Genomic DNA, 24,496 nt, shown 5'->3' with positions numbered 1-24,496 from the left:
CAAATCAGCGTATGATATCGCCCAAATGAAATCATTTAAGGAATTAAACCAATGCGCGTTATTAGCCATGCGGACATCTGTTTTAACCAAGAAAACACGCCTGTTTCCAATCAATTTGACGATGTTTATTTTTCTAACCAAGACGGTTTGGAAGAAAGTCGCTACGTTTTTCAACAAGGCAATCAACTGTGGCAACGCTGGCAGCAACATCAACAAAAGCACTTCGTCATTGCAGAAACCGGTTTTGGTACCGGATTGAATTTTTTCGCCGTCACCACGCTTTTTCGTGAGTTCCGCCAACAATTTCCACAGGCAACATTACAACGGCTATTTTTTATTTCCTTTGAAAAATATCCGCTAACCGTAGAAGCCCTATCGCGTGCTCATCAACATTATCCGCAATTTGCCTCTCTCTCCGCACAATTACAGCAACATTGGTTGGATCCCATTGAAGGTTGCTATCGTTTTCATTTTGAGGAAACCTCGCTCGATCTTTGGTTTGGTGATATTCACGACAACTTGCCACGGCTCGGCGATTATATGCGTGACAACATCGATGCGTGGTTTTTAGATGGATTTGCCCCGAGTAAAAATCCTGATATGTGGAATGACGCGCTTTATACGCAAATGTACCGTTACACCAAACCGCAAGGCACATTCGCCACTTTCACTGCCGCTAGTGCCGTTCGCAAAGGCTTGGAAAATGCCGGTTTCAGCGTGCAAAAGCGCAAAGGTTACGGCAAAAAACGGGAGTGTTTGGTTGGCGAAAAAACACTTGAAAAACCAACCGCACTTTTCACCCCATGGTACCTACCACAATCCGCCCAATTTGAAGATGTGGCGGATGTTGCCATTGTAGGCGGCGGCATCGCCTCCTTATTTACTGCATTCGCCTTAATACAACGTGGCGCGAACGTCACCCTTTATTGTGAAGATCCACAGCCAGCGATGAACGCCTCCGGCAACAAACAAGGCGCATTTTATCCTCAACTGAGCGACGATGATGAACGCAACATTCGCTTTTACATACAGGCTTTCGCTTACGGCTTACAACAATTACGCAACGCCGAAAACCTCATTGAATTTGAACATGAATTTTGTGGTGTGGCACTGTGCGGATATAACGAAAAAAGTGCAGTCAAATTACAGAAAGTTTCGCAACTTCAGCTGCCAGAAAGCATTTATCAAAGCCTAAACCAAGCTGAATTAAGCGATAAAGTCGGTCTCCCGTTGCCTTGTGGTGGCGGATTTATTCCACAGGGCGGATGGCTTGCGCCACAACAATTTGTGCAGAATCTGTTTGCTTATTTACAGCTGCACGGGCTCATCATAAAAACATCGCAAAAAGTGACCGCACTTTCCCCTCAAAAAAACGGCTGGCTAGTGACGAATGCTGAAAACGACAGGTTCCATCATCAAATCGTCGTCCTCGCCAACGGTCATCAACTGCATGAATTTCCTCAAATGCAGTCGCTACCGCTTTATGCCGTGCGTGGGCAAGTCAGCCAGATTCCCACGTCAGAACATCTGCTGAAACTGAAATCCGTGCTCTGTTATGATGGCTACCTCACGCCTGCTGATCAGGCTAAAACCAGCCATTGCATTGGCGCCAGCCATGTGCGTGATTGCGCTGACCGCACCTTTAGCGAGCAGGAACAACGGGAAAATCAGGAAAAAATCCAAAAGAACCTAGAGGGTATGCCTTGGGTGAAAGAGGCGGATATCTCTGCCAATCTGGCGCGAATCGGTGTACGTTGCGCCGTGCGGGATCGCACCCCAATGGTAGGTAATGTGCCGAATTTTGAACAGCAATGCGTGGATTATAAAAATCTGTTTAACTTACGCCGTCGCAAACAACCTATTCCGCCGGCTGCCGTATTTCCAAATTTATATCTCATCGGCGCCCTCGGCTCACGCGGTTTAACGTCAGCCCCAATACTGGGCGAAACTTTGGCTTCGCTTATCTATAACGAACCGTTGCCGCTGAGCGAAGACTTAATTCATCACCTGTCCGCAAGCCGAAGTTGGATAAGAAAATTGTTGAAAGGGACTTCTGTCGCAGATCTTTAAGTCCACCTTCCCAAGACCTATTTGAAAAAATAGGTCTTTTTTTCATCAATCCAAAAAATGAAATGTGATGTATATCAAAAAAATTAAAAACAATTTGTTTTTAATACTTTGCGCAAAATAAACACCAGAATATAATAACGCAAATTATTATTATTTACTCAAGTCCTATTTTTAATTTACCTGGAGCCATAAATTTATGCGTAAATTTAAACCAAACTATCTTTCCCTTTCCATTCTCACTGCATTAAGTGTGTCTTCTATTACTTCGGCAGAAACAAGCAATCAACCGACAGAGCAATTAAATGAAATCGTGGTTTCGGGCGATTCAAATGGTAACGGAAATACCGCAGATAAAACCCCACCCAAAATTGCAGAAACCGTTAAAACGGCAAAAAAATTAGAAAAAGAACAAGCACAAGATGTAAAAGATCTTGTGCGTTATGACACGGGTATCACCGTTGTTGAAGCTGGTCGATTTGGGAACAGTGGCTTTGCCGTTCGTGGTGTAGAAGAAAACCGTGTTGCTATTCAAATTGATGGATTAGCCCAAGCACAAACAATTTCATCACAGGGCTTCAAAGAACTGTTTGAAGGCTATGGCAATTTTAATAACACACGTAATAGTGCAGAAATAGAAACACTTAAACAAGCAACGATTCGTAAAGGTGCGGATTCATTGAAATCCGGTAGCGGTGCACTCGGCGGCTCAGTAAATTTTGAAACCAAAGACGCACGCGATTATTTAATCGAGAAAAATTACTATGCCTCTTACAAGCGCGGTTACAACACAGCGGATAATCAAAATCTAAACACATTAACATTGGCAGGACGCTATAAATGGTTTGATGCCATTGTTGTGGCTACATCGCGTAAAGGGAATGAACTCGAAAACTTTGGCTACAAAGATTTTAAAGACAATATTCAAGGTAAAGAAAGAGAAAAAGCAGACCCTTATCGTCGTACGCTAGACAGTACATTAATGAAATTCGCTTTCCAACCGACGGACAATCATCGTTTCTCGGTAATGGCCGATTTATATAAACAAACCTCTAAAGGCCATGACTTCTCTTACACGTTGAAAGCGAATACGCAGTATCAAAGTTATGATGAAGTCGAGTTACGTCATACAGACGATAAAGTCGAACGTAAAAATGTTGCCTTTACGTATGAAAACTTTTCCTCAACACCGCTTTGGGACACCTTAAAAATCACCTACTCCCAACAAAAAATCACCACTCGTGCGAGAACTGATGACTATTGTGATGGGAATGACAAATGTGCCTTGGCCGGTAACCCACTAGGAATGAAATATAACGATGAAAACAAACTTGTCGGTAAAGATGATAAATTAGCGTCTTATTACAATAAACCGGCGATGTCTCAACCTGATTCAGATACAACAGTTGATCTGCCAGTAGAACCATATAATGGAAAAACCAAAAAATACAAATGGCAACGAGTTAACTGGGATAAACTTCCTAGTGGCTATGAAGATTATTATGTAAAACCAGGCAATAAGTCTTGTGATAATGATTTCCGCTCTTGGGACTCACCAAAAGTGGGAGATGTATCAACCTGTAAAGCTACACTATCCAAAAAAGGAAGCACTACCCCAGCAGAAAGCAAGTTAAATATAAATGGCAAAAGCTATGATCTCTTGGGTGCCGATAAAGGTTTAATCGGCGATGAACAGCTTGTTTCAACCAACGTTCATCACATCTTTAGCTGTGAGGCATTTAATTGTAATAAACCAAACATTACCGGCTTTCAAAAAGACGGAACACCAGTCGATATTCCTATTGAAGTGTTCGAAAAAGATGGCAAAAAATATGCCAAAACAGCCATCATGAGTAATAGCCAATTGAGCGGGCCGATGTTTTTCATGCCAAATAAAAAAGGCTATCAAGACAATTTATGGTCACAACGCGATCTAGTCAGCAAAACCAAACAAGTTAATCTCGATCTGACCAAACATATCGAATTAGGTAAGACTCAACACGAGCTATCCTATGGTGCATTGTGGGCAGAGATGGAAAAATCCATGGTAAATACATCAGGGGTCAGCCCGCGTAACCTGAAATGGTGGGCAGAATATCCTGCAAACTGCGATACATTCTTAAGTCCGACAAAATTAAACCCGGACAGATCACATACTCTCTGTAACAAACAAAATGTATTTTCTTTCTTAATTCCGGTTAAAACCAAAAGCGGCGCATTGTATTTTATTGATGACTTCCGTGTGAATGATCATTTTGCCTTTAATATGGGCTATCGTTATGACCGCGTAAAATACCAACCTGAATACATTCCGGGTGTCACACCGAAGATCCCTGACGATATGGTAACAAACCTCTATATCACAGAGCCTAAGTTTGATCCTGATCGCGCCGATACGGATATGGCGGAATTAGCTAAGAAAGAAGCCAATGCAATTGCCAATATTAAAGAAATTGCGCAACCTAAAAAATTCTCTGCAAGTTCTTATTCCTTTGGCACAACAATTGATCCGTTAGACTGGGTACGCCTACAAGTAAAATACAGTAAGGCATTCCGTGCACCGACAAGTGATGAAATTTATTTCACCTTTAAACATCCGGATTTTTCTATTTTACCGAATAAAAATCTTCAACCGGAAACAGCAAAAACAAAAGAACTCTCTTTAACTTTCCATAATGACATGGGGTATATCACAGGGTCTGTTTTTGATACCAGATACCATAACTTTATTGATTTATCCTATAAAGGAAATTACAACTTTAAAGGACATTCTAAATTATTGCCATTTAGCGTTTATCAAAATATAAATCGCCCAAATGCGAAAGTAACCGGCTTTGAAATCTCATCTCATCTGGAATTAAGCTATCTCACTAAATTCCTCAATGGATTTAGCCTAAGTTATAAATATAGTCAGCAAAAAGGAAGAATGGATGGCAATATTCCAATGAATCCAATTCAACCGAAAACAGCAATCTATGGAATTAGTTATGCTCATCCTGATGAAAAATTTGGATTAGATTTATATGTTTCTCACGTATCTGCCAAAAATGCGGAAGATACTTATAATATGTATCACAAAGAAGAAGGTAAGAAAGAAACAACGCTTAAATGGAGAAGTGATTCTTATACAACCCTCGATTTACTGGGCTATATTAAACCAATTAAAAATCTCACATTAAGAGCGGGTGTCTATAACCTAACAAATCGTAAATACATCACTTGGGATTCGGCGAGATCAATACGTCCGTTTGGAACAAGTAATATGATCAATCAAAATACCGGATTAGGTATTAACCGCTTCTATGCACCGGGTAGAAACTATCGACTCTCTATGCAATTAGAATTCTAACCGACAAAAAAGGAGAAGTTTCAAACTTCTCCTTTTTCTTTCTTCTAAAGTGCAGTCGCTTTTTATCACAAATTTTATCCATTTTTCCTATGAGCTAAATTCTTTCTTAGCGACCTATTTTACATAAGGTTACAAACAGAAAAAATTTAGTGATATACATCAAATAAATCACAAAATTCTCATACACCTATTTTACGTCCATCCCTTTCTTTATATAATAATAAAAATTATTTTTACTTGTATAAATTATATTTTTATTTACCTGGAGCCATAAATTTATGCATAAATTTAAACCAAACTATCTCACCTATTCCATTCTCGCTACTCTCACTATGTCTACTGCCTATGCTGAAAACAGTACGACTCAAGATCAGCTCAATGAAATTGTCGTTTCAGGCAATGCTTCCGAGCCCAATGTACAAGAGAAAAAAGTGGGTGAAACACAAATTACTTCTCATAAACTAAGTAAACGACAAGCTGCGGATAGCCGAGATTTAGTTCGTTACGAAACAGGCATTACTGTTGTTGAAACAGGAAGAACCGGATCAAGTGGCTATGCCGTGCGAGGTGTTGATGAAAACCGTGTGGGCATTATGGTTGATGGCCTTCGCCAAGCTGAAACATTAAGCTCTCAAGGATTTAAAGAACTCTTTGAAGGTTATGGTAACTTTAATAACACCAGAAATGATGTTGAAATAGAAAACGTTAAAATGGCAACCATTACTAAAGGTGCTGATTCCATGAAATCTGGTAGCGGGGCGTTAGGTGGTTCTGTAGCCTTTGAAACAAAAGATGCGCGTGATTTTTTGCTGAATAAAAATTATCACATTGGTATTAAACGCGGTTATCAAACCATGAATAATCAAAACCTAACTTCCGTCACGCTCGCCGGAAAATATAAATGGTTTGACGTGCTTTTCATTAATACCGAACGAAAAGGTCATGAAATAGAAAACTATTATTACGATATTTATCCAAATGAGGAAGCCGATCATGCGGCGGTTGGGCGTACTCGTGAAAAAGCGGATCCCTACCGTATTACCCGTAACAGCAATTTGATCAAAATTGGCTTTCAACCAAACGATGAACATCGCTTCAGTGTGGCATTAGATGATTCCAAATTAAAATCCAAAGGCGCTGACCTGTCTTATAGCTTAAGAGCGCACTCCAGAACAGATACTGAACGTTATGGAGAACGGTTAACCAATGATAAATCCCAACGCAAAAATACCCAATTTACCTATGAAAACTTTACCCAAACCCCACTTTGGGATCATTTTAAGGTTTCCTATTCCTCGCAAAAAATTACGAATAATGCCAGAACAGATGAGTATTGTTATACCTCAAAATGTATTCAAGTCGAAAATAAACAAGGATTACATTTAGCAGAATCAAATGGCGTTTATCGCGTTGTTGATAAGACAGGCGGAGAAATCACAGGAAAAGGTATTGAAAGCGGTTGGAGCACAGAAGCCGAATACCGAAACGCCAAAGGTGAAAAACTCTCCGGGTTTGATTATAAAGAACAATCTGTGGAATCGACATTGATTGACTGTGAAAAATTAGATTGCTCTAAAAAATACAGGGTATTTGTTAAAAACAATGAGAAGTATGAAAGTAAATACCATTTTGAAGATCGTCAAATCGAAACTAAAACATTACCAAATGGAAAAAAATATGGTTATATCCCATTAAAATCTATTCCAAATACTTGGGGAGGATTACAAGAGGAAGAACTGTCTTATTTATTCCCACGTTCCGCAGGCTATAGCCGTAATGACTATAACGATCGTGATTTAAATACGGATACCAACCAAATTAATTTTGATTTTGATAAAGAATTTGATCTTGGAAAAACTAGTCATAGTTTGAAATATGGCGGGTTATATTCCAAAACTGAAAAAAGCATGGTTAACAAAGACGGCTACCAGGGTGGAAACGTGCAATGGTGGGCTGATAATTTCTTCTGTAATGAACCGATTGATGGAACTTATCCGGTTGAACGCAAACCTGCGCCCGATAAATGGCCTTCCGGTTCATGTACAGGTAATTACCGAGCTAAAACCGGAAACTTATCTAGTTACTTAATCCCGGTCACCACAAAAAACCATGCGTTCTATTTAGGTGATAATATTAAATTTACCGATTGGGTAGGGCTTGATTTAAATTATCGCTATGACCAGATCAAACATCTTCCAAGCTATAATCCAAATATTCCTGTACCGAAAGGTCTTATTGCTGGGATTTTTGTTCCTTTCCCTGACGGTGCGGTTCCTTACGGCCCGGGTGCAAACTGTGGTTATAACACAGACTGTATGAACAAAAATTTTGCTCAAAATCTAGAGCAACTCTTGCGTACGACATCCTATAAACACCATTCTTATAACATTGGACTCAACTTAGATCCACGTGATTGGATGCGGGTACAATTCAAGTATTCCAACGGGTTCCGGGCGCCAACCTCAGATGAAGTGTATATGACCTTTAAGCATCCAAGCTTTTCAATTACCCCAAACACCAAGTTAAAAGCAGAAATTGCTAAAACTAAGGAAGTTGCGCTTACATTTTATAAAGATCGTAGTTATTTCACGCTCAGTGCATTTAGAACCGATTATGATCACTTTATTGATTTAGTCTTTATGGGAGAAAGAGCCATTGAGCAAGGCAGCGCATTAACTTATCCGTTCTATCAAAACCAAAACCGCGATGGTGCAAAAGTAACTGGTGTTGAAGTAAATTCACATATTGAACTAGGCGATCTAACACCAATTTTACAAGGATTTAGAATAGGCTATAAGTTGACGCATCAAAAAGGTAAAGTTAACGGCAATATCCCAATGAATGCCATTCAGCCAACCACATCTGTATATAATCTCGGCTACTCTACTGAAGGTGATAAATATGGGATCGATTTATTTATCACGGATGTTGCACCGAAAAAACGCAGCGATACCTACAATATGTATTGGAAAACACAAAGTGAAGACCCAAATAGACTTGTTCAAGGTAAACGAGTTACTGACAGTACATTAGCTTGGCGAAGTGGACACTACACTATTTTAGATGCCATCGTTTACGCTAGACCAATTAAGAATCTCACCTTAACGGCGGGTGTATATAACATCACTGACCGTAAATACATCACCTGGGATTCTGCACGTTCTATTCGCGCAATCGGAACACTTAACTTAATCGATCAAAATACCGGTGCCGGAATCAAGCGTTTCTATGCACCAGGTAGAAACTTCCGCTTAAATGCAGAACTTACCTTCTAACCCAACAAAAAAGGAGAAGTTTCAAACTTCTCCTTTTTCTTTCTTCTAAAGTGCGGTCGGATTTCAAAACGTTTTAAAAACTGACCGCTCTTTTATCTGTAATTAACTTACGCCGCTACCATCACCATTGCCGGGCGAATTACGCGACCGTTAAGCAAGTAGCCTTTTTGCAATACGGTGGTGATTTGGTTAGTTTCAAAGCCTTCCATCGGTTGCATAGAAATAGCTTGGTGAAGATCCGGATTGAAAACCTCACCGACAACGCCTACAGGCTCAACACCAAAACGGGCAACCGTTGCCAATAGCTCTTTTAAGGTTAACTCTACGCCGTCAAATAAAGCCTTAATGCTTTCATCTTCAATATTTGCCGGCGTGGCTAGGGCACGTTCTAAGTTATCAATGGTGTTTAAAATGTCTTTGGCAAATTTTTCTAACGCAAATTTATGCGCTTTTTCAACATCTTGTTCTGTACGACGACGAATATTGTCGATTTCAGCACGAGTACGCAACAATAAATCTTGTTCTTTTTTTGCGGTTTCCGCTAATTGCGCCTCTAATTCTTGTACGCGTGCGATAGCTTCTTCCAAAGGATCTTCCACTTGTTTTTGTTCTTCAACATCCACTTCTTGCGATTGAAGATCTTGTTCTAATTCTTCGTTTTGTTCTTGTTTTTGTTCGTCTGCCATTGTCATTCTCCGATTAATAAAAGTTGGGCGATTATAACAAAAAATGCCGCATTTACCACTTGAGTAAAAGGCTTTCTGTTGTAATATAGTGCCCAATTCATTGAATTCAAGTTAGTGTAAAAACAATATGGACACGTTAAATTCGGCAAAACCGCAAACGTTGCATACCTCGTTTCAAACCATTGCATTAGTCGGTAAACCGAGAAATGACATCAACCTACAAATGCATAAAAACCTGTTTTTTTGGTTAATTGAACGCGGTTATCACGTGTTGGTTGAGCAAGACATCGGTAAAAAAATTGAGCTTCCGCCAAAACATTTAGCCAGCTTAGAGGAAATCGGTAAATCCGCCCAACTTGCCATTGTGATTGGTGGCGATGGCAATATGTTGGGTCGTGCCCGCATTTTAGCCGAATATCATATTCCGCTTATCGGTATCAACCGTGGCAATTTAGGTTTTTTAACGGACATTGACCCGAAAAACGCCTATTCCCAATTACAAGCCTGCTTGGAAAACGGCGAGTTTTTTGTAGAAGAACGCTTCCTATTAAAAGCCTGTGTGGAACGTGACAATGAAATTATTGCCAGCAGTATTGCTGTCAACGAGGCGGTGATCCACCCGGCAAAAATTGCGCATATGATTGATTTTCATGTGCATATCAATGATCAGTTTGCGTTTTCACAACGTTCCGATGGTTTAATCATTTCAACGCCAACCGGCTCAACCGCTTATTCTCTTTCCGCCGGTGGCCCGATTTTAACCCCACAACTCAACGCCATCGCACTGGTGCCGATGTTTCCGCACACCTTGTCTTCACGCCCACTCGTAGTGGATGGCAACAGCAAAATTTCTATTCGCTTTGCAGAATACAACACCTCTCAATTAGAGTTAGGTTGCGACAGTCAAGTTGCGCTCCAATTCGGACCTGATGATATTATCCACATTCAAAAATGTGACTATCCTCTCCGTTTACTGCACCTTAAAAGCTACAATTATTACAAAGTATTAAGTTCCAAATTAGGTTGGTTACGTAACTTTTCTTAAAGATTAACAAACCCTCTTTACTGTATATTAAAACAGTAATATACTGACAAACATACAGTAGAGAGGATTTGCTTATGTTGACCCAACTCACCATTAATAATTTTGCTATCGTTCGTCAGTTAAATATTGAATTATTACAAGGAATGTCCGTCATCACCGGGGAAACCGGCGCGGGAAAATCGATTGCTATTGATGCCCTAAGTGTCTGCCTCGGGCAACGGACAGAAGCCTCCATGTTACGAGAAGGTCAAGAACGCGCTGATATTTGCGCGACGTTTCATCTAAACAGTAACAACCCAGCTTTCCAATTTCTACAAGAAAACGAATTACAAGATCCCGATAATCCGGAAGACTGCATTTTACGCCGCATTATTAATCATGACGGACGCTCTAAAGCGTTCATTAATGGCATTCCGGTGTCGGCAGCCCAATTAAAAGAGATCGGGCAACATCTCATTCAAATTAATGGACAACACGCGTCACAACGTTTACTGAAAAACGACTACCAACTGCAGTTAGTTGATAATTTCTGTCAACATACCGCACTTTTACAACAAATGAGCCTTGATTATCAAACATGGCGTAATTTGCAACATCAAGTCAAAACCTTCCAACAAAAATGCGCGGAAAACGAAGCGAGAAAACAGCTTTTACAGTATCAAGTCAGTGAACTGGATGAGTTTAATTTAAAAGAAAATGAATACGAGGAATTAGAAGCGGATCATCTTCGTCTTTCCAATAGCGAAGAATTAACGCAGCTTTCCCAATCAGTTTTGCAATTATTAAGTGAAAATGAAACGGTCAGCGCAGATTCGCTACTTTATCGCGCTGTGCAACATTTAAGTGAACTCTGCGAGTTAGATAATCGTTATACCGACGTACAAAATCTATTAAATGAAGCATTGATTCAAGTGCAAGAAGCTACCAATGAAATTCAATCGTTAAGTAGCAATATTGAGCAAGATCCGGCGTTATTGGCTGACATTGAACAACGCCTAGGACAAACCGTGCAATTAGCGCGCAAGCACAATGTAAAACCACAAGATTTAGTGGCATTACACCGACGTCTCAAAGCGGAATTGAATGAATTGGAAGATTTTTCCGGCAGTGAAGAAATGCTCATTCAACAAGAACAAGCGGCTCACGAAAAAATGCTTGCTACAGCGACCGCACTTCATCAAAGCCGTCAATTAGGCGCACAAAAGCTAGCACAGCAAGTGACCAAATCCATCAAACAATTAGCGATGGAACACGCAGAATTTTTTATTGAATTGCATAGTGACTATGACAAGATAAGTGCAAACGGTGCAGATAATGCGATTTTCACCCTACAAAGTAACTTAGGTCAAAGCGCTCAACCGCTCGCCAAAATTGCTTCCGGCGGTGAACTTTCTCGCATTGCCTTAGCCATTCAGGTACAGGCATCTAACCAAACCGCCATCCCAACATTAATTTTTGATGAAATTGATGTCGGTATCAGTGGTGCTACAGCAAATGTGGTCGGCAAATTATTAAGAAAACTCAGCGAAAAATGCCAAGTCATTTGTGTTACCCACTTGCCGCAAGTCGCCTGCCATGGAACACATCATTTCTCCGTTGAAAAATCGACCATCGATCAAAAAACGGAAACAAAAATGACCGCACTTTCCCCTCAACAACGGGTCAAGGCATTAGCAAAATTGTTAGGCGGAAGCAAAATTACGGATGCCGTATTAGCCAATGCACAAGAAATGCTAGATGCTGCAGCATAAGTGAAGAAGACAAAAAAATTGGGCGAAAATAACGCCCAATTTTTATATGGAAAAAACAATAAAATTGTTTTAATACAAATTTCCGTTTTTTTATGTTTTTATCCTGAAAGGTCAGTATAATTAGGCTCTTTTCTTTCAGTCTTAATTAAGTAAATGAAATGCCAATAAACTTTACCCAAATTATTAAAGATAGCTTTCATTTCATGCAAAATGAAAAGCGAAACATCATCGTCTTGTGCGCCCTCTACTTTTTTGCCGACATCATCATGGTGTTGTTGCAATCAGCGATGTTGCCAAATGAAATCGTTGTTTCTCTGTCAAACAACCAAATTTCTTCGGCGATCTCGGAAGAACAAGGCATCAATTTGGTGACTTTCTTTTTTCTTAAACAGTTTATTTATATTTTTATCAGTGCATGGTGTTTAGTCACCATTCATCAAATTAGCTTGCGACAATTCAGTACTGTTTTGCAGAGTTTTGCCTCGACACTAAAACGTATTTGGGGTGCTATGTTACTAAGCTTTTTGATTTTTATCCCAATTCTTGTGGGACTCACAGAAGCGATGATCGCCATTCAACAAAAAGTACAGCCTTCCATTATTTCGTTATTTGCGATTATTATCGGTATCGGCTTATATATTCGTCTTTGTTTGGCGCCGGTGCATTATTTATTAACTGATGTCGGCATAAGTGCTTCCGCCAAAATTACCTGGCGCGCTGCGATGGGTCGAGCGGCTGTGTTATTTATCTTCTGTTTACTGATTTATGTTCTCGTGCCTTTGGCTGAAAGTTTTCTAATCAGCTTGTCAAGCAATGCCATCATGGCTGTCATTACCGGTATCATTGCGGCATTAATCAACGTGTTTGCATTGATTGTCACTTACCGTTTTTATACGTTATTCATTGCAAAGGCATAACATGAAACAATTACTTGAATTTATTCCCTTAATTCTCTTTTTTGCCGTTTATAAATTAGTTGGTATTCGTGAAGCGGCAATCACCTTGGTGATCGCGACTATCGTGCAATTCATTATTTTAAAAGTGAAATACGGCAAAATTGAAACACAACAAAAAGTTGTTGCGGGCGCAGTCATTTTCTTTGGCTCATTAACCGCCTATTTTAACGATCTTGAGTTTTTAAAATGGAAAGTGACAATTATTTATGCGCTCTTTGCATTGGTTTTGCTTATTGCTCAATTTGGTTTCAAAAAACTGTTGATTAAACAACTCCTTGGAAAAGAAATCCAATTGCCGGAACATGTTTGGAAAAACTTAAATCTAGGTTGGAGCGGCTTTTTTATTTTATGTATGTTAATCAACATTTATATCAGCCAATATTTATCCGATGATATTTGGGTCGATTTTAAATCCTTCGGCATCATCGGCATGACCTTTGCCGCCACTCTCATTACCGGAATTTATATTTATCGCTATTTACCTCAAACACAACAAGAAAAAAACAAGGAATAATCAATGTCACCTCAATTAATTGATAGCAAAACCGGGCAACAATCTCACGGCACCCTTCTGCTCAGAACGTTAGCGATGCCTTCTAATACCAACGCTAACGGCGATATTTTTGGTGGTTGGATTATGTCTCAAATGGACATTGGCGGTGCAATCTTAGCAAAAGAAATCGCTCACGGACGCGTTGTGACTGTTGCCGTCGAAAGCATGAATTTCATTCAACCGGTTTCTGTTGGAGATGTAGTTTGTTGCTATGGACAATGTTTACACGTTGGACGTAGCTCAATTAAAATCAAAGTGGAAGTATGGGTTAAAAAAGTTGCAAGCGAACCTATCGGTGAACGCTATTGCGTGACAGAAGCGCAATTTACGTTTGTCGCCGTTGATCCACAAGGCAAACCTCGCGCCATTCCACGCGAAAATAATCACGAATTAGATGCCGCTTTGGCACACATGAAAACGCCATAAACTAACAAGAGGACTCAAAATGTACTACGTCATTTTTGCTCAAGACAAACCGAACACGTTGGCTCAACGCTTGGCAGTGCGTGAGCAACACCTTGCTCGTTTGAAACAACTCCAAGCGGAAGATCGTTTATTAACCGCAGGCCCAAACCCAGCTATTGATGATGAAAATCCGGGTGAGGCCGGTTTCACCGGTTCGACCGTCATTGCCAAGTTTGATAGCTTGCAAGCAGCAAAAGACTGGGCAGCTCAAGATCCTTATGTAGAAGCCGGTGTGTATGGCGATGTCATTATTAAGCCGTTTAAAAAAGTATTTTAATTTTCAAGCGGTCATCACGGAAACATGTTGAACTAATGATAACAAAGGCGGATCTAAGTACCCGCCTTTGATTTAGGACTAATGGAAAATAGCCATGCGATACTTGCAACGAACCTCAATTTCTCTGTTAATTTTAACCGCACTTTCTTTCTCTGCCTTGGCAGCAAAAACCGAAAGCGCCGTACCCCACGAAATCAATTTAGCGCAAGAACAAGCAAAGTGGACACAACAGCAACACGAGTCAGAATTGCTTTTGATTAAGCAGCGTTCAACGTTCCTTCAATTGGAAAGTCTGCTTAAAAGTGCGGTGAAAAATAACAACGTTTCTGATAATGCTGAGTTATATCTTAACCTCATTGAGTCTTTAAAAGACTATCCATTGAAAATGGATGCGACAACCACCTACATTGATGCCCGCATTAAAAGCATGAGTAAAGATACGCTACCTGAAGAAGTAAAAGCATTAAAACACGAAATCGAACAAGTTATCGCGCAAAATCCTACGCATTTTTTACGTAATCAATGGGAACAAGGCATTTTCACACTATTAATAAATGCTGATGATACGGAAGGATTAGTTCATTATGCACAACGCGTTAAGCCAAGTTCCTTGGAGATGCAAATAGCCGTATTAAATGCCGAACTTCAGCTTGAACGCATAAAAAATGAAACAGATAAAAAGCAAAACTCCAATAGCTCAAGCATTATTTCCCGCTATGAACAACTTTGGTTAACCAACGGTAAACTCCCTAATGACGCGCAACTTTGGGCAAAATGGTATTCTGATGGCAAACGGACACAAGATAAAATCTACCAAAAAGCCGAGGAACTCTTTGCCCAAAATGATGCGAACGGGATGGCGTTGCTATCATCGGAATTAAATAAAATTGATAGCGCGAAAGAAGACGAAATGGTTTTGGCGAATTTAAAACGCTTTGAATCCCTATTAAAAAATCCGGCAACCCTCCCTGAATTGGCCGATAGACTACCACTCATTGAAGAAAATAATAAAATCGTCACAAAATTTGCAGTGGTGCAGACCTTTCCGCGTTATTTACGCACTCTATCGGAAACAATGAAAGAGCCTAACTTTGCCCCCTATCAACAATGGGCAAAAAATTGGCAATTAACAGATGCGCAAATTCGTGAGTGGGAAATTGCTTTTCTTGGTCGTTTTTTTGACAATGAAAGCCCGAATTTCCAACAATGGCGGGATGCGGAAATTCTCAAATTAAAAGCAGATAACCTTACCGAACGCCGTTTGCGTATGGCCATTTGGCAAAAGACCGATTTAACCCCATGGCTTAACGCGCTTTCAATAGAAGGTCAGCAAAAACAAGAATGGCGTTATTGGCTGGCCAAAACGATAGTGAAACGCGATAGCAAAAAAACAAAAGAAATATTGACCGCACTTTCTGATGAACGGGGTTTTTATCCAATGTTGGCAGCTGCCAAATTAGATCTGAAAACCCGTGGCAACGGTTATGATTTCGGTCAACCTGAATTACTTATTGCCCCGAGTATCTCCGATCCTTATTGGGCTGATGAATTCAAAAAAGTAAAACCGACATTGGAGGAAATTGCCGAACTACGTCAACTCGAAAGATTTGGCCCGGCTAAACAGCGTTGGCGTTTCTTGTTGGAAAATCTGTCCGGTGATGCCAAAAAAGAGAAACAAATGGCGCTTAGTCAATATGCCAACCAACAAAACTGGTTTGATTTAGGTGTGGATGGCTCCATCATTGCTAAAGCGTTTGATTACATTCAGTTGCGCTTACCAATTGCCTATAGCGATTATTATGATATTGCTCTCAAAAGCCGCCCGGCGTTAAGCAAAACCAAACCGCAAGCCGCGCTAAATACCAATGTCAGTAAAAGTTTCGCCATGGCGATTTCTCGTCAGGAAAGCGCCTGGAACCCACAAGCACAATCTTCCGCCAATGCACGCGGATTAATGCAATTGCTACCAACTACTGCCAAAGCAACGGCAGACAATGCCAAATTGCCTTATGCGGGTGAGGCGGATTTATTTAAGCCGCTCAATAATATTTTGCTAGGCACGGCACATTTAGCGGAGCTAAACGCCAAATATCCGAATAACCGTATTCTGATCGCCTCAGCTTATAATGCGGGCGCTCATCGCGTGGAAAAATGGTTGGCGCGCGCCAATGGCAAGTTGGAAATGGATGAATTTGTGGCATCTATTCCGTTCTATGAAACCCGTGGTTATGTTCAAAATGTGCTGACTTACGATTTTTACTATCAAATATTGCAAGAAAAAGAAGAGCCACAAACCTTTAGCAAAGAGGAATTTGATCGGCTATACTAGCCGGACTAGTTTAATAGTATAGGATTGTTAATATGTATATTAGTCGCAATTTAGAACAATGGAATGCCTTCCTCAATATGTTGCAAACCGCCTTTGAACAAGGCAAGGCTCAGGATGTATTAACCTTATTGCTTACCCCTGATGAGCGCGATGCGTTAGGGCTTCGCCTGCAAATTATCGCCCAATTACTTAATAAAGAGCTGCCACAACGGGAAATTCAACAAAATCTGAACACCAGTGCGGCCACCATCACTCGGGGATCTAACATGTTAAAAACCATGGATCCTGTTTTTATTGATTGGATAAAAACGCAACTCAATGCGCAAGAAAAAAACCATTAAATTTCCATTCAAGCTAGCCAATCTGCGCAATCTATCCTTGCGTAGATTACGGCTTTTCAGGAAATTTCCCACTCAAAGTGCGGTACGTTTTTTATATCGTTTTTTACTTGCTACTTTAGTAGTCACCTTTGCCTTTCGTTTTATTCCCATTCCTTATTCAAGTTATATGCTGGAACAAAAAGTATCTCATATTTTGTCCGGTGATTTTACTTATCAAACACGCTACGATTGGGTGAGCTTAGAGGATATTTCTTGGCAAATGCAACTGGCGGTGATTGCGGCTGAAGATCAGAATTTCCCCGAACACTACGGCTTTGATTTCACCGCAATTAAACGGGCTTTTCTGCATAATCAAAAAAGCAATCGAATCCGTGGTGCCTCCACCATTTCTCAACAAACTGCCAAAAATCTCTATTTATGGCATGGACAAAGTTGGTTACGCAAAGCAATCGAAGTGCCGGCAACCTTAATGTTAGAAACCTTGTGGTCCAAAAAGCGTATTCTCGAAGTGTATTTAAACATCGCGGAATTTGGCGAAGGCATTTATGGCGTAGAGGCTGCCAGCCGTTTTTACTTCAAAAAACCGGCCAAAAATTTATCGCAAAATGAAGCCGCACTTTTAGCCGCCACGCTGCCCAATCCGCTCATTTATAAAGCCAATGCCCCGAGTGCTTATACCAAGCGCAGACAGCTTTGGATTCAACGTCAAATGGAACAATTGGGTAAATCATACTTAGAAACGCTCAATTAGTTCCGATTTATTTCAAAATCAAAAATAAATAAATTACTAAAAAAACCTTAATTAAATACTTTTTGATTAATAAATTCGCCATTTTCTTGAAAAAAATATCAAATTAAGGTAACTTCCTTAATCCTTATCTATATTTTATTTTTAAATTATTTATCTATTTTGGGGAGTATTCACATTGATTAGGCGTATTCAAACATTTTTCCAATCAGAAGCAGCAGGCGGCATACTATTATTACTTTTTGCCTCAATGGCTATCCTGCTTGCCAACACCTCTTTTAATCAACATTACTTCGGTTTCCTCGATACACCGGTCAGCGTTCAGTTCGGTGCTTTCAGCATTGCTAAACCTTTATTAATGTGGGTCAACGACGGCTTTATGGCAGTCTTTTTCGTTTTGGTTGGTATGGAAGTCAAGCGTGAAATGTTGGAAGGTTCACTATCAAGCTATCAACAAGCGATTTTCCCTGCTATTGCGGCAATTGGTGGGATGGTGGTACCGGCATTAATCTATTTTATGGTTGCCCAAGGTACACCGGAAATCTATTCCGGCTGGGCAATTCCTATGGCCACAGATATTGCCTTTGCCATTGGGATCGTTGCTCTTTTAGGTAAGCGCGTCCCTTTACCACTCAAAGTATTTTTATTGGCACTTGCCATTATTGACGACCTTGGTGCTATTATCGTCATTGCGATCTTCTACTCACATGAACTCAGTACCCCGGCACTGATTATCGCTGTGGTAACCATCAGTATTTTAGTCACCATGAATCGCTTTAAAGTCAGCGCTCTTTGCGCTTATATGGTCGTCGGCTTGATTTTATGGGCATCCGTATTAAAATCCGGCGTACACGCGACTCTCGCTGGCGTCATTATTGGTTTTTGCATTCCAATGGAAGGTCGTAACGGTTCAAGCCCATTACACCAATTTGAACATATTCTGGCGCCTTGGTGCTCTTATTTAATTCTACCGTTATTTGCTTTTTCTAACGCGGGAGTTCCTTTAGAAAACGTGGGCTTATCCAGCCTTAATTCGCCTCTTACTCTTGGTATCGCACTCGGATTAATCGTTGGAAAACCATTAGGCGTATTTCTATTTAGTTACCTATCGGTCAAATTACGTCTTGCCCAGTTACCACAAGGGGTTAATTTCGCTCAAATTTTTGCTATTGCAATACTCTGCGGCATCGGTTTTACCATGTCGATGTTCCTAGCAGGTCTTGCTTTCGGTGAAGCGGCATATAACAGCTTTGATACGCTATCTCGATTAGGGATTTTATTGGGATCAGGTGTGTCCGCTGTTGTTGGCTATGTTTTATTAAGAAAAACAACCGCTCAAGCTTAAGCGGCAAAAAGAAAGCCTTGCTAATCAGCAAGGCTTTTTTATATCGATGAACTATCTGCGACAAACATTTTCACAAGGAATCCCATCATTATCCCGATCAAGACGCCCCTCACCACAGACATTAAAGTGGTATTTCGCTTCAGCACAAGAACGCATTTCTTTGCAATACTTCCGCTCATCACAACTGAACTCCTCATGATGATTTGATTTCGCAACGGCAAACTATACCAGACCAAGTGCAACAAAAATGAAAAATATCTTCTGCATAATAAATTCCTTTATTAGGATTTTAAGATGAAATCAGAATACAGACTCAATTAAAATCAGTGACTGCAAGCACAATTATAGGTAAATCACTTCAGAAAGGAAATTTTAGAAAAGGAGAAAAAAGAAAACCTAGCATTTCTGCTAGGTTCTGTTTTTGGTGCTCTGAGCGAGACTTGAACTCGCACGACCTACGGTCACTACCCCCTCAAGATAGCGTGTCTACCAATTCCACCACCAGAGCTTAATTTGATAAATTTTATTGTTGAGGAATATCGCTATTTTTTGTGTCTAACACAGCAGGTGCTTTTTGCTGTTGTTGCTGAATTTGTTCAGCAGTTCCGGATAAGTCATCAAATGCGCCCTGTTTTGCATTGTTTTTGTGCGAATTGATGTTACCGATAACGATACTAATAACAAAGAAAATAATCGCTAAAACAGCTGTTGTTCTAGAAAGGAAGTTACCTGCACCGGCAGAACCAAAAACGGTACCGGATGCGCCACCACCGAAAGATGCACCGGCATCCGCACCTTTACCTTGTTGTAACAGGATAAAAGCGATAAGGGCAATGGAAACGACCAAATAAATGATTAACAACGCTGAGTACATTTTATCTTCTCTGATTTAGCAAATTCTAATGAAAAATAACGGCGCAGATATTAGCGGATATCTCGGCGCTCCGCAAGTTGTTTTATGTATTTTTACGCTGTTTGGTGCAAATTCGATCAGTAAAAAACATTTTGAAAAACGACCGCACTTTTAGGCCTCATTAACTTTTCTTTGCCCTCGGTACGGTCTTGTTCACACCTGGATTATGCCGACTCAACTCGCGTAAAGCGGAAAAATTAATGTAGTGCAATAATTCAGGCAAAAGCTGGGTGAGGTTTTGCATGAATTGCTGATAACTTGCTTGTTTACGGCTAATGCCATCAAGCTGTGACTCCCAATGTGCCGTCATGTCAGGCTGCGTTGCCATATCTGGTAAGGCGTTAATTAAAATTCGTCCCGCCTCGGTGCTGTGAATATTACGGCCTTTTTTATAGAGAAAACCACGCTTAAACAATAATTCAATAATTCCTGCACGCGTCGCTTCCGTGCCTAACCCATCGGTTTCACGCAAAATTTTTTTCAATTCTTTGTCTTGCACGAAACGAGCAATGCCTGTCATTGCAGAAAGCAAGGTCGCATCTGTAAAAGGTTTTGGCGGTTGCGTTTTTTTACTGATAATTTCACCCTTTTCGCAATGCAACATTTGCCCTTTTTTGACGACCGGCAGCAGCGTATCTTGCTGTTCATCGTCGCTGTCTTCTTTACCCCAAAGCTGTTTCCAACCGGCAATTTGCAAATTACGCGCCTGCGCGATAAAAGTTCCTCCGGCAATATTCAAGGTGATTTTACATTTACGGTATTCTGCATCCGGGCAGAACTGCATGAGGTATTGTCGAGCAATCAGAAAATAAATATTTTGTTCCGCCGGAGTCAAACTCACCGGGCGGTTCTTTGCCGTCGGGATGATGGCATGGTGCGCTTCGACTTTTTTATCATTCCAACAACGATTTTTTTGTTCAGGATCAATAATTTCCGGCAAAGGTTGAAATTGCGTTAAATGGGTAGAAATAGCATTCATCACCGCCATGCGATCCGTAAAATGTTCTTTTGGCAAATAACGACAATCAGAACGTGGGTAAGTGATCAATTTATGGGTTTCATACAAACGTTGACAGGTATCCAGCACTTCCTGTGCGGACATCCCGAACCGCTTGGCAGCATCAATTTGCAACGCTGACAAGGAATAGGGCAACGGTGCTGTTTCTTTTTCCCGTTTATCCGAATAATCCGTCACTTCCGCCGGTTGGTCGGTAATGCGCTTCACCACATTTTCTGCCAGTGCATGAGATAATACGCGCCCATCCTCGTCCAGATAATCTTCACAGGCTTTGCTCGGCTGCCACAACGCAGAAAAAAGTGCGGTCGATTTCTTCGGTGTTTTTTCCTCTTTTGGGTCACGCAACCAAGCCAACACCTCAAAGAAATCCTTTGGTTGGAAATGTTCAATTTCCAAATCACGGCGTACGATAAGGCCAAGTACGGGCGTTTGTACCCGCCCAACGGAAAGCACGCCGTTATAACCAGCCTGTCTGCCTCGAATGGTATAAGCCCGTGTCATGTTAATGCCATAGAGCCAATCGGCGCGCGCACGTGCCAACGCGGAGGTGGAAAGTGGCACAAAATCACGATTCGGTTGCAATTTTTTGATGGCTTTTTCTACCGCGCTTGGGTTCAAGTCGCTGATTAAACAACGCTGAATGGCATTGCGTTTTTCCGGTGGTAAATTGAGATAACTGAACACTTCGTCCACCAGTAATTGCCCTTCACGATCCGGATCGCCTGCGTTGACGAGGATGTCCGCTTGCTGCACCAACTTTTCAACGGTCTTTAGCTGTTTATAGGTTTCTTTTTTCGGAATTAACTGCCACTTTTGCGGCACAATCGGCAAATCCTCTAAGCGCCATTGTTTGAAACGCGCATCATAGGCATCAGGTTCTGCCTGTTCTAACAAATGCCCTACACACCAGGTCACGCAGTCATTATCGCCACATTTGATAAAGCCATCACCGCGTTGATGCGGTTTCGGCAAAACATCCGCAATCGCGCGCCCAAGGCTCGGTTTTTCTGCTATAAAAAGTCGCATAAACAAGAAAACGCAGAGGAGAAAAGATTAGCCGATTTCGCGGCGGCCTAAGAAAGAATGGGTCAGCGTGGTGCCATCCACCATTTCCAATTCACCGCCCACCGGAATGCCGTGGGCAATGCGGCTGACTTTGACGTTTTGTTGCAAACACAATTCTGCAATGTAATTCGCCGTGGCATCGCCTTCGACAGTGGGATTTGTCGCCAAAATCACTTCCTTGAAGGATTCTGTTTGTAAACGTTTTTGCAATAAATCCAAGCCAATTTCTCGTGGGCCAATGCCGTCCAATGGCGACAAATGCCCCATAAGCACAAAATAACGCCCGGAAAATTGCCCGGTTTGCTCAATCGCAAGAATATCTGCCGGCATTTCCACCACACAAAGCAACCCCGAATTTTGACGACGAGGGTTTTTGCAAATATGGCAAACATCTTCTTCCGTGAAAGTACGACAATGTTCGCAATGCCCAATTTTTGACATAGCTTCAGTCAGCCCTTGTGCTAAACGCATACCGCCACTACGGTTACGTTGCAATAAATGATACGCCATACGTTGTGCGGATTTAGGACCAACGCCCGGTAATACACGTAAACTTTCGATCAAATTTTCTAACAAGGGACTAGTTTGCATAAGGTTCTCGGTGAATTGACTGAAAAAATAAACCGCACTTTAGTCATAAAGTGCGGTAAGTTTTACGGACGTTTTTTAGAATGGCATTTTGAAACCCGGTGGCAATGGCATGCCGGCGGTGACAGACGCCATTTTTTCTTTTTGTAACTCTTCAGCACGGCGTACTGCATCATTAAATGCAGCGGCGATCAAGTCTTCCAGCATTTCTTTGTCGTCTTCCATTAAAGAAGGGTCGATGTCAATACGACGGCAGTTATGCGCACCGTTAATCGTGATTTTCACTAGCCCTGCGCCTGACTCGCCGGTCACTTCTAATTGTGCAATTTCTTCTTGCATTTTTTGCATACGATCTTGCATTTGCTGGGCTTGTTTCATCAAGTTGCCCAAACCGCCTTTTCCGAACATAAATTTTCTTCCGTTATTAAAAAGTTGAGTAAAAAAAGTGTGGGCATTTTAGCGAAAAAATTGCCGATTGGGAACGATCAATTTACCGTGTCGTTGCGCGGTGCCTTTATCCATATTATTATCCGATCCCACCCTTCTTCTGATAAAAAAGCACTGCTTTTTGAAGATAAACGCACAATAAAACAACCGCACTTTTAACAGAAAAATTATGGAAACCCGACACTACATCACCATGGCCGTTGCCGTGCTGGCCTTACAATTCATGTTATTCGGTTTTAGTCGTACGCTCGGCTGGCTTTTTAATCTCAACCAAAAAACACGCACCAAGCTGAGCATCATCCTCTTTTTGTTCTTCAATATTTTGGTTTCTACTGCGCCGTTGCGTCTTTATGCCGAAAGTTTTCGAGTAAGCGCCTTGCTTCTCACTCTATTATTATTTTCAACATTTAGCAGTCTGATTGTGGCTTTCCTTTACCTGCTTCTCAAACAATGGCGTAATCAAATAAAATGGCTTTATCCTGTGATTTTTCTCAGTTTCATCGCCACCGCCTGTTACAACGCTTATGTGCCTACCATTCGCCATTTTCAGGTGAAATTAGATAAACCAATGCAACCTTTACGCATTGGTATGGCAAGCGATTTGCATTTAGGGCGTTTGTTTGGTTCAACACAGTTAGATACGTTGGCTGACATCATGCGGCAGGAAAAGGTAGATATTATTTTGCTCCCAGGTGACATTATGGATGATAACGTCAACGCCTATTTAGCAGAAAAAATGCAACCGCACTTTGCCAACCTGCAAGCCCCACTTGGCGTGTATGCCACCCTGGGAAACCATGACTTCTTTGGTGATCAACAACGCATTGAAGCGGAAATGCGCAAAGCAGGGATCATTCCCGTGATGGATGAAAGTATCGTGATTGATGGACGTTTTACCCTCATTGGTCGCAATGACGACCTCGTTAAAAACAGACCAACGGCGGCGCAATTACTAAAAGGTGTCAACACCGCATTACCGGTGATTTTAATGGATCATCGCCCAACAGAGATTGAACAACACGCCAATTTGCCGATTGATATTCAGCTTTCCGGACACGCCCATAATGGACAAATTTTCCCGGCAAATTTTGTTGTAAAACTGATTTATCGCTTAAGTTACGGCTATGAAAAAATCAATCAAGGGCACTTTTTTGTCACATCAGGTTATGGCTTTTGGGGCGTGCCGATGCGATTAGGGTCGCAATCAGAAGTGATAATTATCGATCTGGTCGGACATTAAAAAAGAACTATTCTCAATACCGAGCCCTGTGTATAATT

19 protein-coding genes, 1 tRNA gene and 1 pseudogene are annotated in these 24,496 nt (G+C 41.1%); 14 read left to right on the top strand and 7 right to left on the bottom strand.

Annotation, left to right across the window (positions count from 1 at the left end; genetic code table 11):
• The first annotated feature begins 51 nt into the window (after positions 1–51).
• The 3 genes from mnmC to HMPREF9064_RS06815 all read left to right on the top strand — a co-directional run bounded on the left by mnmC (position 52) and on the right by HMPREF9064_RS06815 (position 8,691).
• Positions 52–2,070 carry a bifunctional tRNA (5-methylaminomethyl-2-thiouridine)(34)-methyltransferase MnmD/FAD-dependent 5-carboxymethylaminomethyl-2-thiouridine(34) oxidoreductase MnmC gene (gene mnmC / locus HMPREF9064_RS06805; RefSeq protein WP_006717413.1) on the top strand — a complete coding sequence of 673 codons (2,019 nt, stop codon included), beginning with the start codon at positions 52–54 and terminating at the stop codon, positions 2,068–2,070.
• Between the two features lie 196 nt (positions 2,071–2,266).
• Entirely contained in the window at positions 2,267–5,416 is a 3,150-nt protein-coding gene (locus HMPREF9064_RS06810) for a TonB-dependent hemoglobin/transferrin/lactoferrin family receptor (protein ID WP_006717411.1), read from the top strand.
• Between the two features lie 278 nt (positions 5,417–5,694).
• Positions 5,695–8,691 carry a TonB-dependent hemoglobin/transferrin/lactoferrin family receptor gene (locus HMPREF9064_RS06815; RefSeq protein WP_006717409.1) on the top strand — a complete coding sequence of 999 codons (2,997 nt, stop codon included), beginning with the start codon at positions 5,695–5,697 and terminating at the stop codon, positions 8,689–8,691.
• 107 nt (positions 8,692–8,798) lie between these two features.
• Here HMPREF9064_RS06815 and grpE read toward each other — a convergent pair whose 3' ends face one another.
• Entirely contained in the window at positions 8,799–9,377 is a 579-nt protein-coding gene (grpE, locus tag HMPREF9064_RS06820; protein ID WP_032997785.1) for a nucleotide exchange factor GrpE, read from the bottom strand.
• 127 nt (positions 9,378–9,504) lie between these two features.
• Between grpE and HMPREF9064_RS06825 the strand changes: the two genes are divergently transcribed.
• From HMPREF9064_RS06825 to nhaA, 10 genes are all read left to right on the top strand, one after another.
• Positions 9,505–10,422: an NAD(+) kinase gene (locus HMPREF9064_RS06825; protein WP_006717405.1), complete on the top strand. Its 918-nt coding sequence runs from the start codon at positions 9,505–9,507 to the stop codon at positions 10,420–10,422.
• 74 nt (positions 10,423–10,496) lie between these two features.
• Positions 10,497–12,173: a DNA repair protein RecN gene (gene recN / locus HMPREF9064_RS06830; RefSeq protein ID WP_006717403.1), complete on the top strand. Its 1,677-nt coding sequence runs from the start codon at positions 10,497–10,499 to the stop codon at positions 12,171–12,173.
• Positions 12,174–12,331: 158 nt separating this feature from the next.
• Positions 12,332–13,090, top strand: a complete 759-nt coding sequence (locus HMPREF9064_RS06835; RefSeq protein ID WP_006717400.1) for a hypothetical protein — start codon at positions 12,332–12,334, stop codon at positions 13,088–13,090.
• 1 nt (position 13,091) lies between these two features.
• Entirely contained in the window at positions 13,092–13,643 is a 552-nt protein-coding gene (locus HMPREF9064_RS06840; RefSeq protein WP_006717398.1) for a septation protein A, read from the top strand.
• Positions 13,644–13,646: 3 nt separating this feature from the next.
• The gene (gene yciA / locus HMPREF9064_RS06845; RefSeq protein ID WP_006717396.1) at positions 13,647–14,108 is read left to right on the top strand and encodes an acyl-CoA thioester hydrolase YciA; all 462 of its coding nucleotides are present in this window, start codon (positions 13,647–13,649) and stop codon (positions 14,106–14,108) included.
• Positions 14,109–14,127: 19 nt separating this feature from the next.
• Complete coding sequence (locus HMPREF9064_RS06850) at positions 14,128–14,424, top strand: YciI family protein (RefSeq protein WP_006717394.1); 297 nt, start codon at positions 14,128–14,130, stop codon at positions 14,422–14,424.
• A gap of 94 nt (positions 14,425–14,518) precedes the next feature.
• Positions 14,519–16,753, top strand: coding sequence for a transglycosylase SLT domain-containing protein (locus HMPREF9064_RS06855; RefSeq protein ID WP_006717391.1), 2,235 nt, complete (start codon positions 14,519–14,521; stop codon positions 16,751–16,753).
• Between the two features lie 32 nt (positions 16,754–16,785).
• Positions 16,786–17,094, top strand: a complete 309-nt coding sequence (gene trpR / locus HMPREF9064_RS06860; protein ID WP_006717389.1) for a trp operon repressor — start codon at positions 16,786–16,788, stop codon at positions 17,092–17,094.
• Complete coding sequence (gene mtgA / locus HMPREF9064_RS06865) at positions 17,072–17,845, top strand: monofunctional biosynthetic peptidoglycan transglycosylase (RefSeq protein ID WP_006717387.1); 774 nt, start codon at positions 17,072–17,074, stop codon at positions 17,843–17,845. Before trpR ends, mtgA begins: the two co-directional genes overlap by 23 nt.
• Positions 17,846–18,020: 175 nt before the next feature.
• Positions 18,021–19,187, top strand: coding sequence for a Na+/H+ antiporter NhaA (gene nhaA, locus HMPREF9064_RS06870; protein ID WP_006717385.1), 1,167 nt, complete (start codon positions 18,021–18,023; stop codon positions 19,185–19,187).
• A 51-nt stretch (positions 19,188–19,238) separates the two neighbouring features.
• Here nhaA and HMPREF9064_RS09755 read toward each other — a convergent pair.
• The 6 genes and pseudogenes from HMPREF9064_RS09755 to HMPREF9064_RS06895 form a co-directional block, all read right to left on the bottom strand.
• A pseudogene (locus tag HMPREF9064_RS09755) lies at positions 19,239–19,376 on the bottom strand (excalibur calcium-binding domain-containing protein); the annotation flags it as partial.
• Positions 19,377–19,609: 233 nt separating this feature from the next.
• Positions 19,610–19,695: transfer RNA gene (locus HMPREF9064_RS06875), tRNA-Leu, on the bottom strand.
• Positions 19,696–19,710: 15 nt separating this feature from the next.
• Positions 19,711–20,061, bottom strand: coding sequence for a preprotein translocase subunit SecG (gene secG / locus HMPREF9064_RS06880; RefSeq protein ID WP_006717383.1), 351 nt, complete (start codon positions 20,059–20,061; stop codon positions 19,711–19,713).
• A 160-nt stretch (positions 20,062–20,221) separates the two neighbouring features.
• Positions 20,222–22,144 (bottom strand): DNA topoisomerase III, encoded by a 1,923-nt coding sequence (locus HMPREF9064_RS06885; RefSeq protein ID WP_006717380.1) that lies wholly within the window; start codon positions 22,142–22,144, stop codon positions 20,222–20,224.
• 27 nt (positions 22,145–22,171) lie between these two features.
• Positions 22,172–22,774: a recombination mediator RecR gene (gene recR / locus HMPREF9064_RS06890; protein ID WP_006717378.1), complete on the bottom strand. Its 603-nt coding sequence runs from the start codon at positions 22,772–22,774 to the stop codon at positions 22,172–22,174.
• 75 nt (positions 22,775–22,849) lie between these two features.
• Positions 22,850–23,179, bottom strand: coding sequence for a YbaB/EbfC family nucleoid-associated protein (locus tag HMPREF9064_RS06895; RefSeq protein ID WP_006717376.1), 330 nt, complete (start codon positions 23,177–23,179; stop codon positions 22,850–22,852).
• A 208-nt stretch (positions 23,180–23,387) separates the two neighbouring features.
• Between HMPREF9064_RS06895 and HMPREF9064_RS06905 the strand changes: the two genes are divergently transcribed.
• The gene (locus tag HMPREF9064_RS06905; protein WP_006717372.1) at positions 23,388–24,458 is read left to right on the top strand and encodes a metallophosphoesterase; all 1,071 of its coding nucleotides are present in this window, start codon (positions 23,388–23,390) and stop codon (positions 24,456–24,458) included.
• The last annotated feature ends 38 nt before the right edge of the window (positions 24,459–24,496 follow it).

Origin of the sequence: Aggregatibacter segnis ATCC 33393, assembly GCF_000185305.1 — a bacterium.
In the GTDB taxonomy this organism is placed as follows: domain Bacteria; phylum Pseudomonadota; class Gammaproteobacteria; order Enterobacterales; family Pasteurellaceae; genus Aggregatibacter; species Aggregatibacter segnis.
Note: the sequence above shows the minus strand (reverse complement) of the source record. Positions and strands in the feature narration are given on the sequence as shown.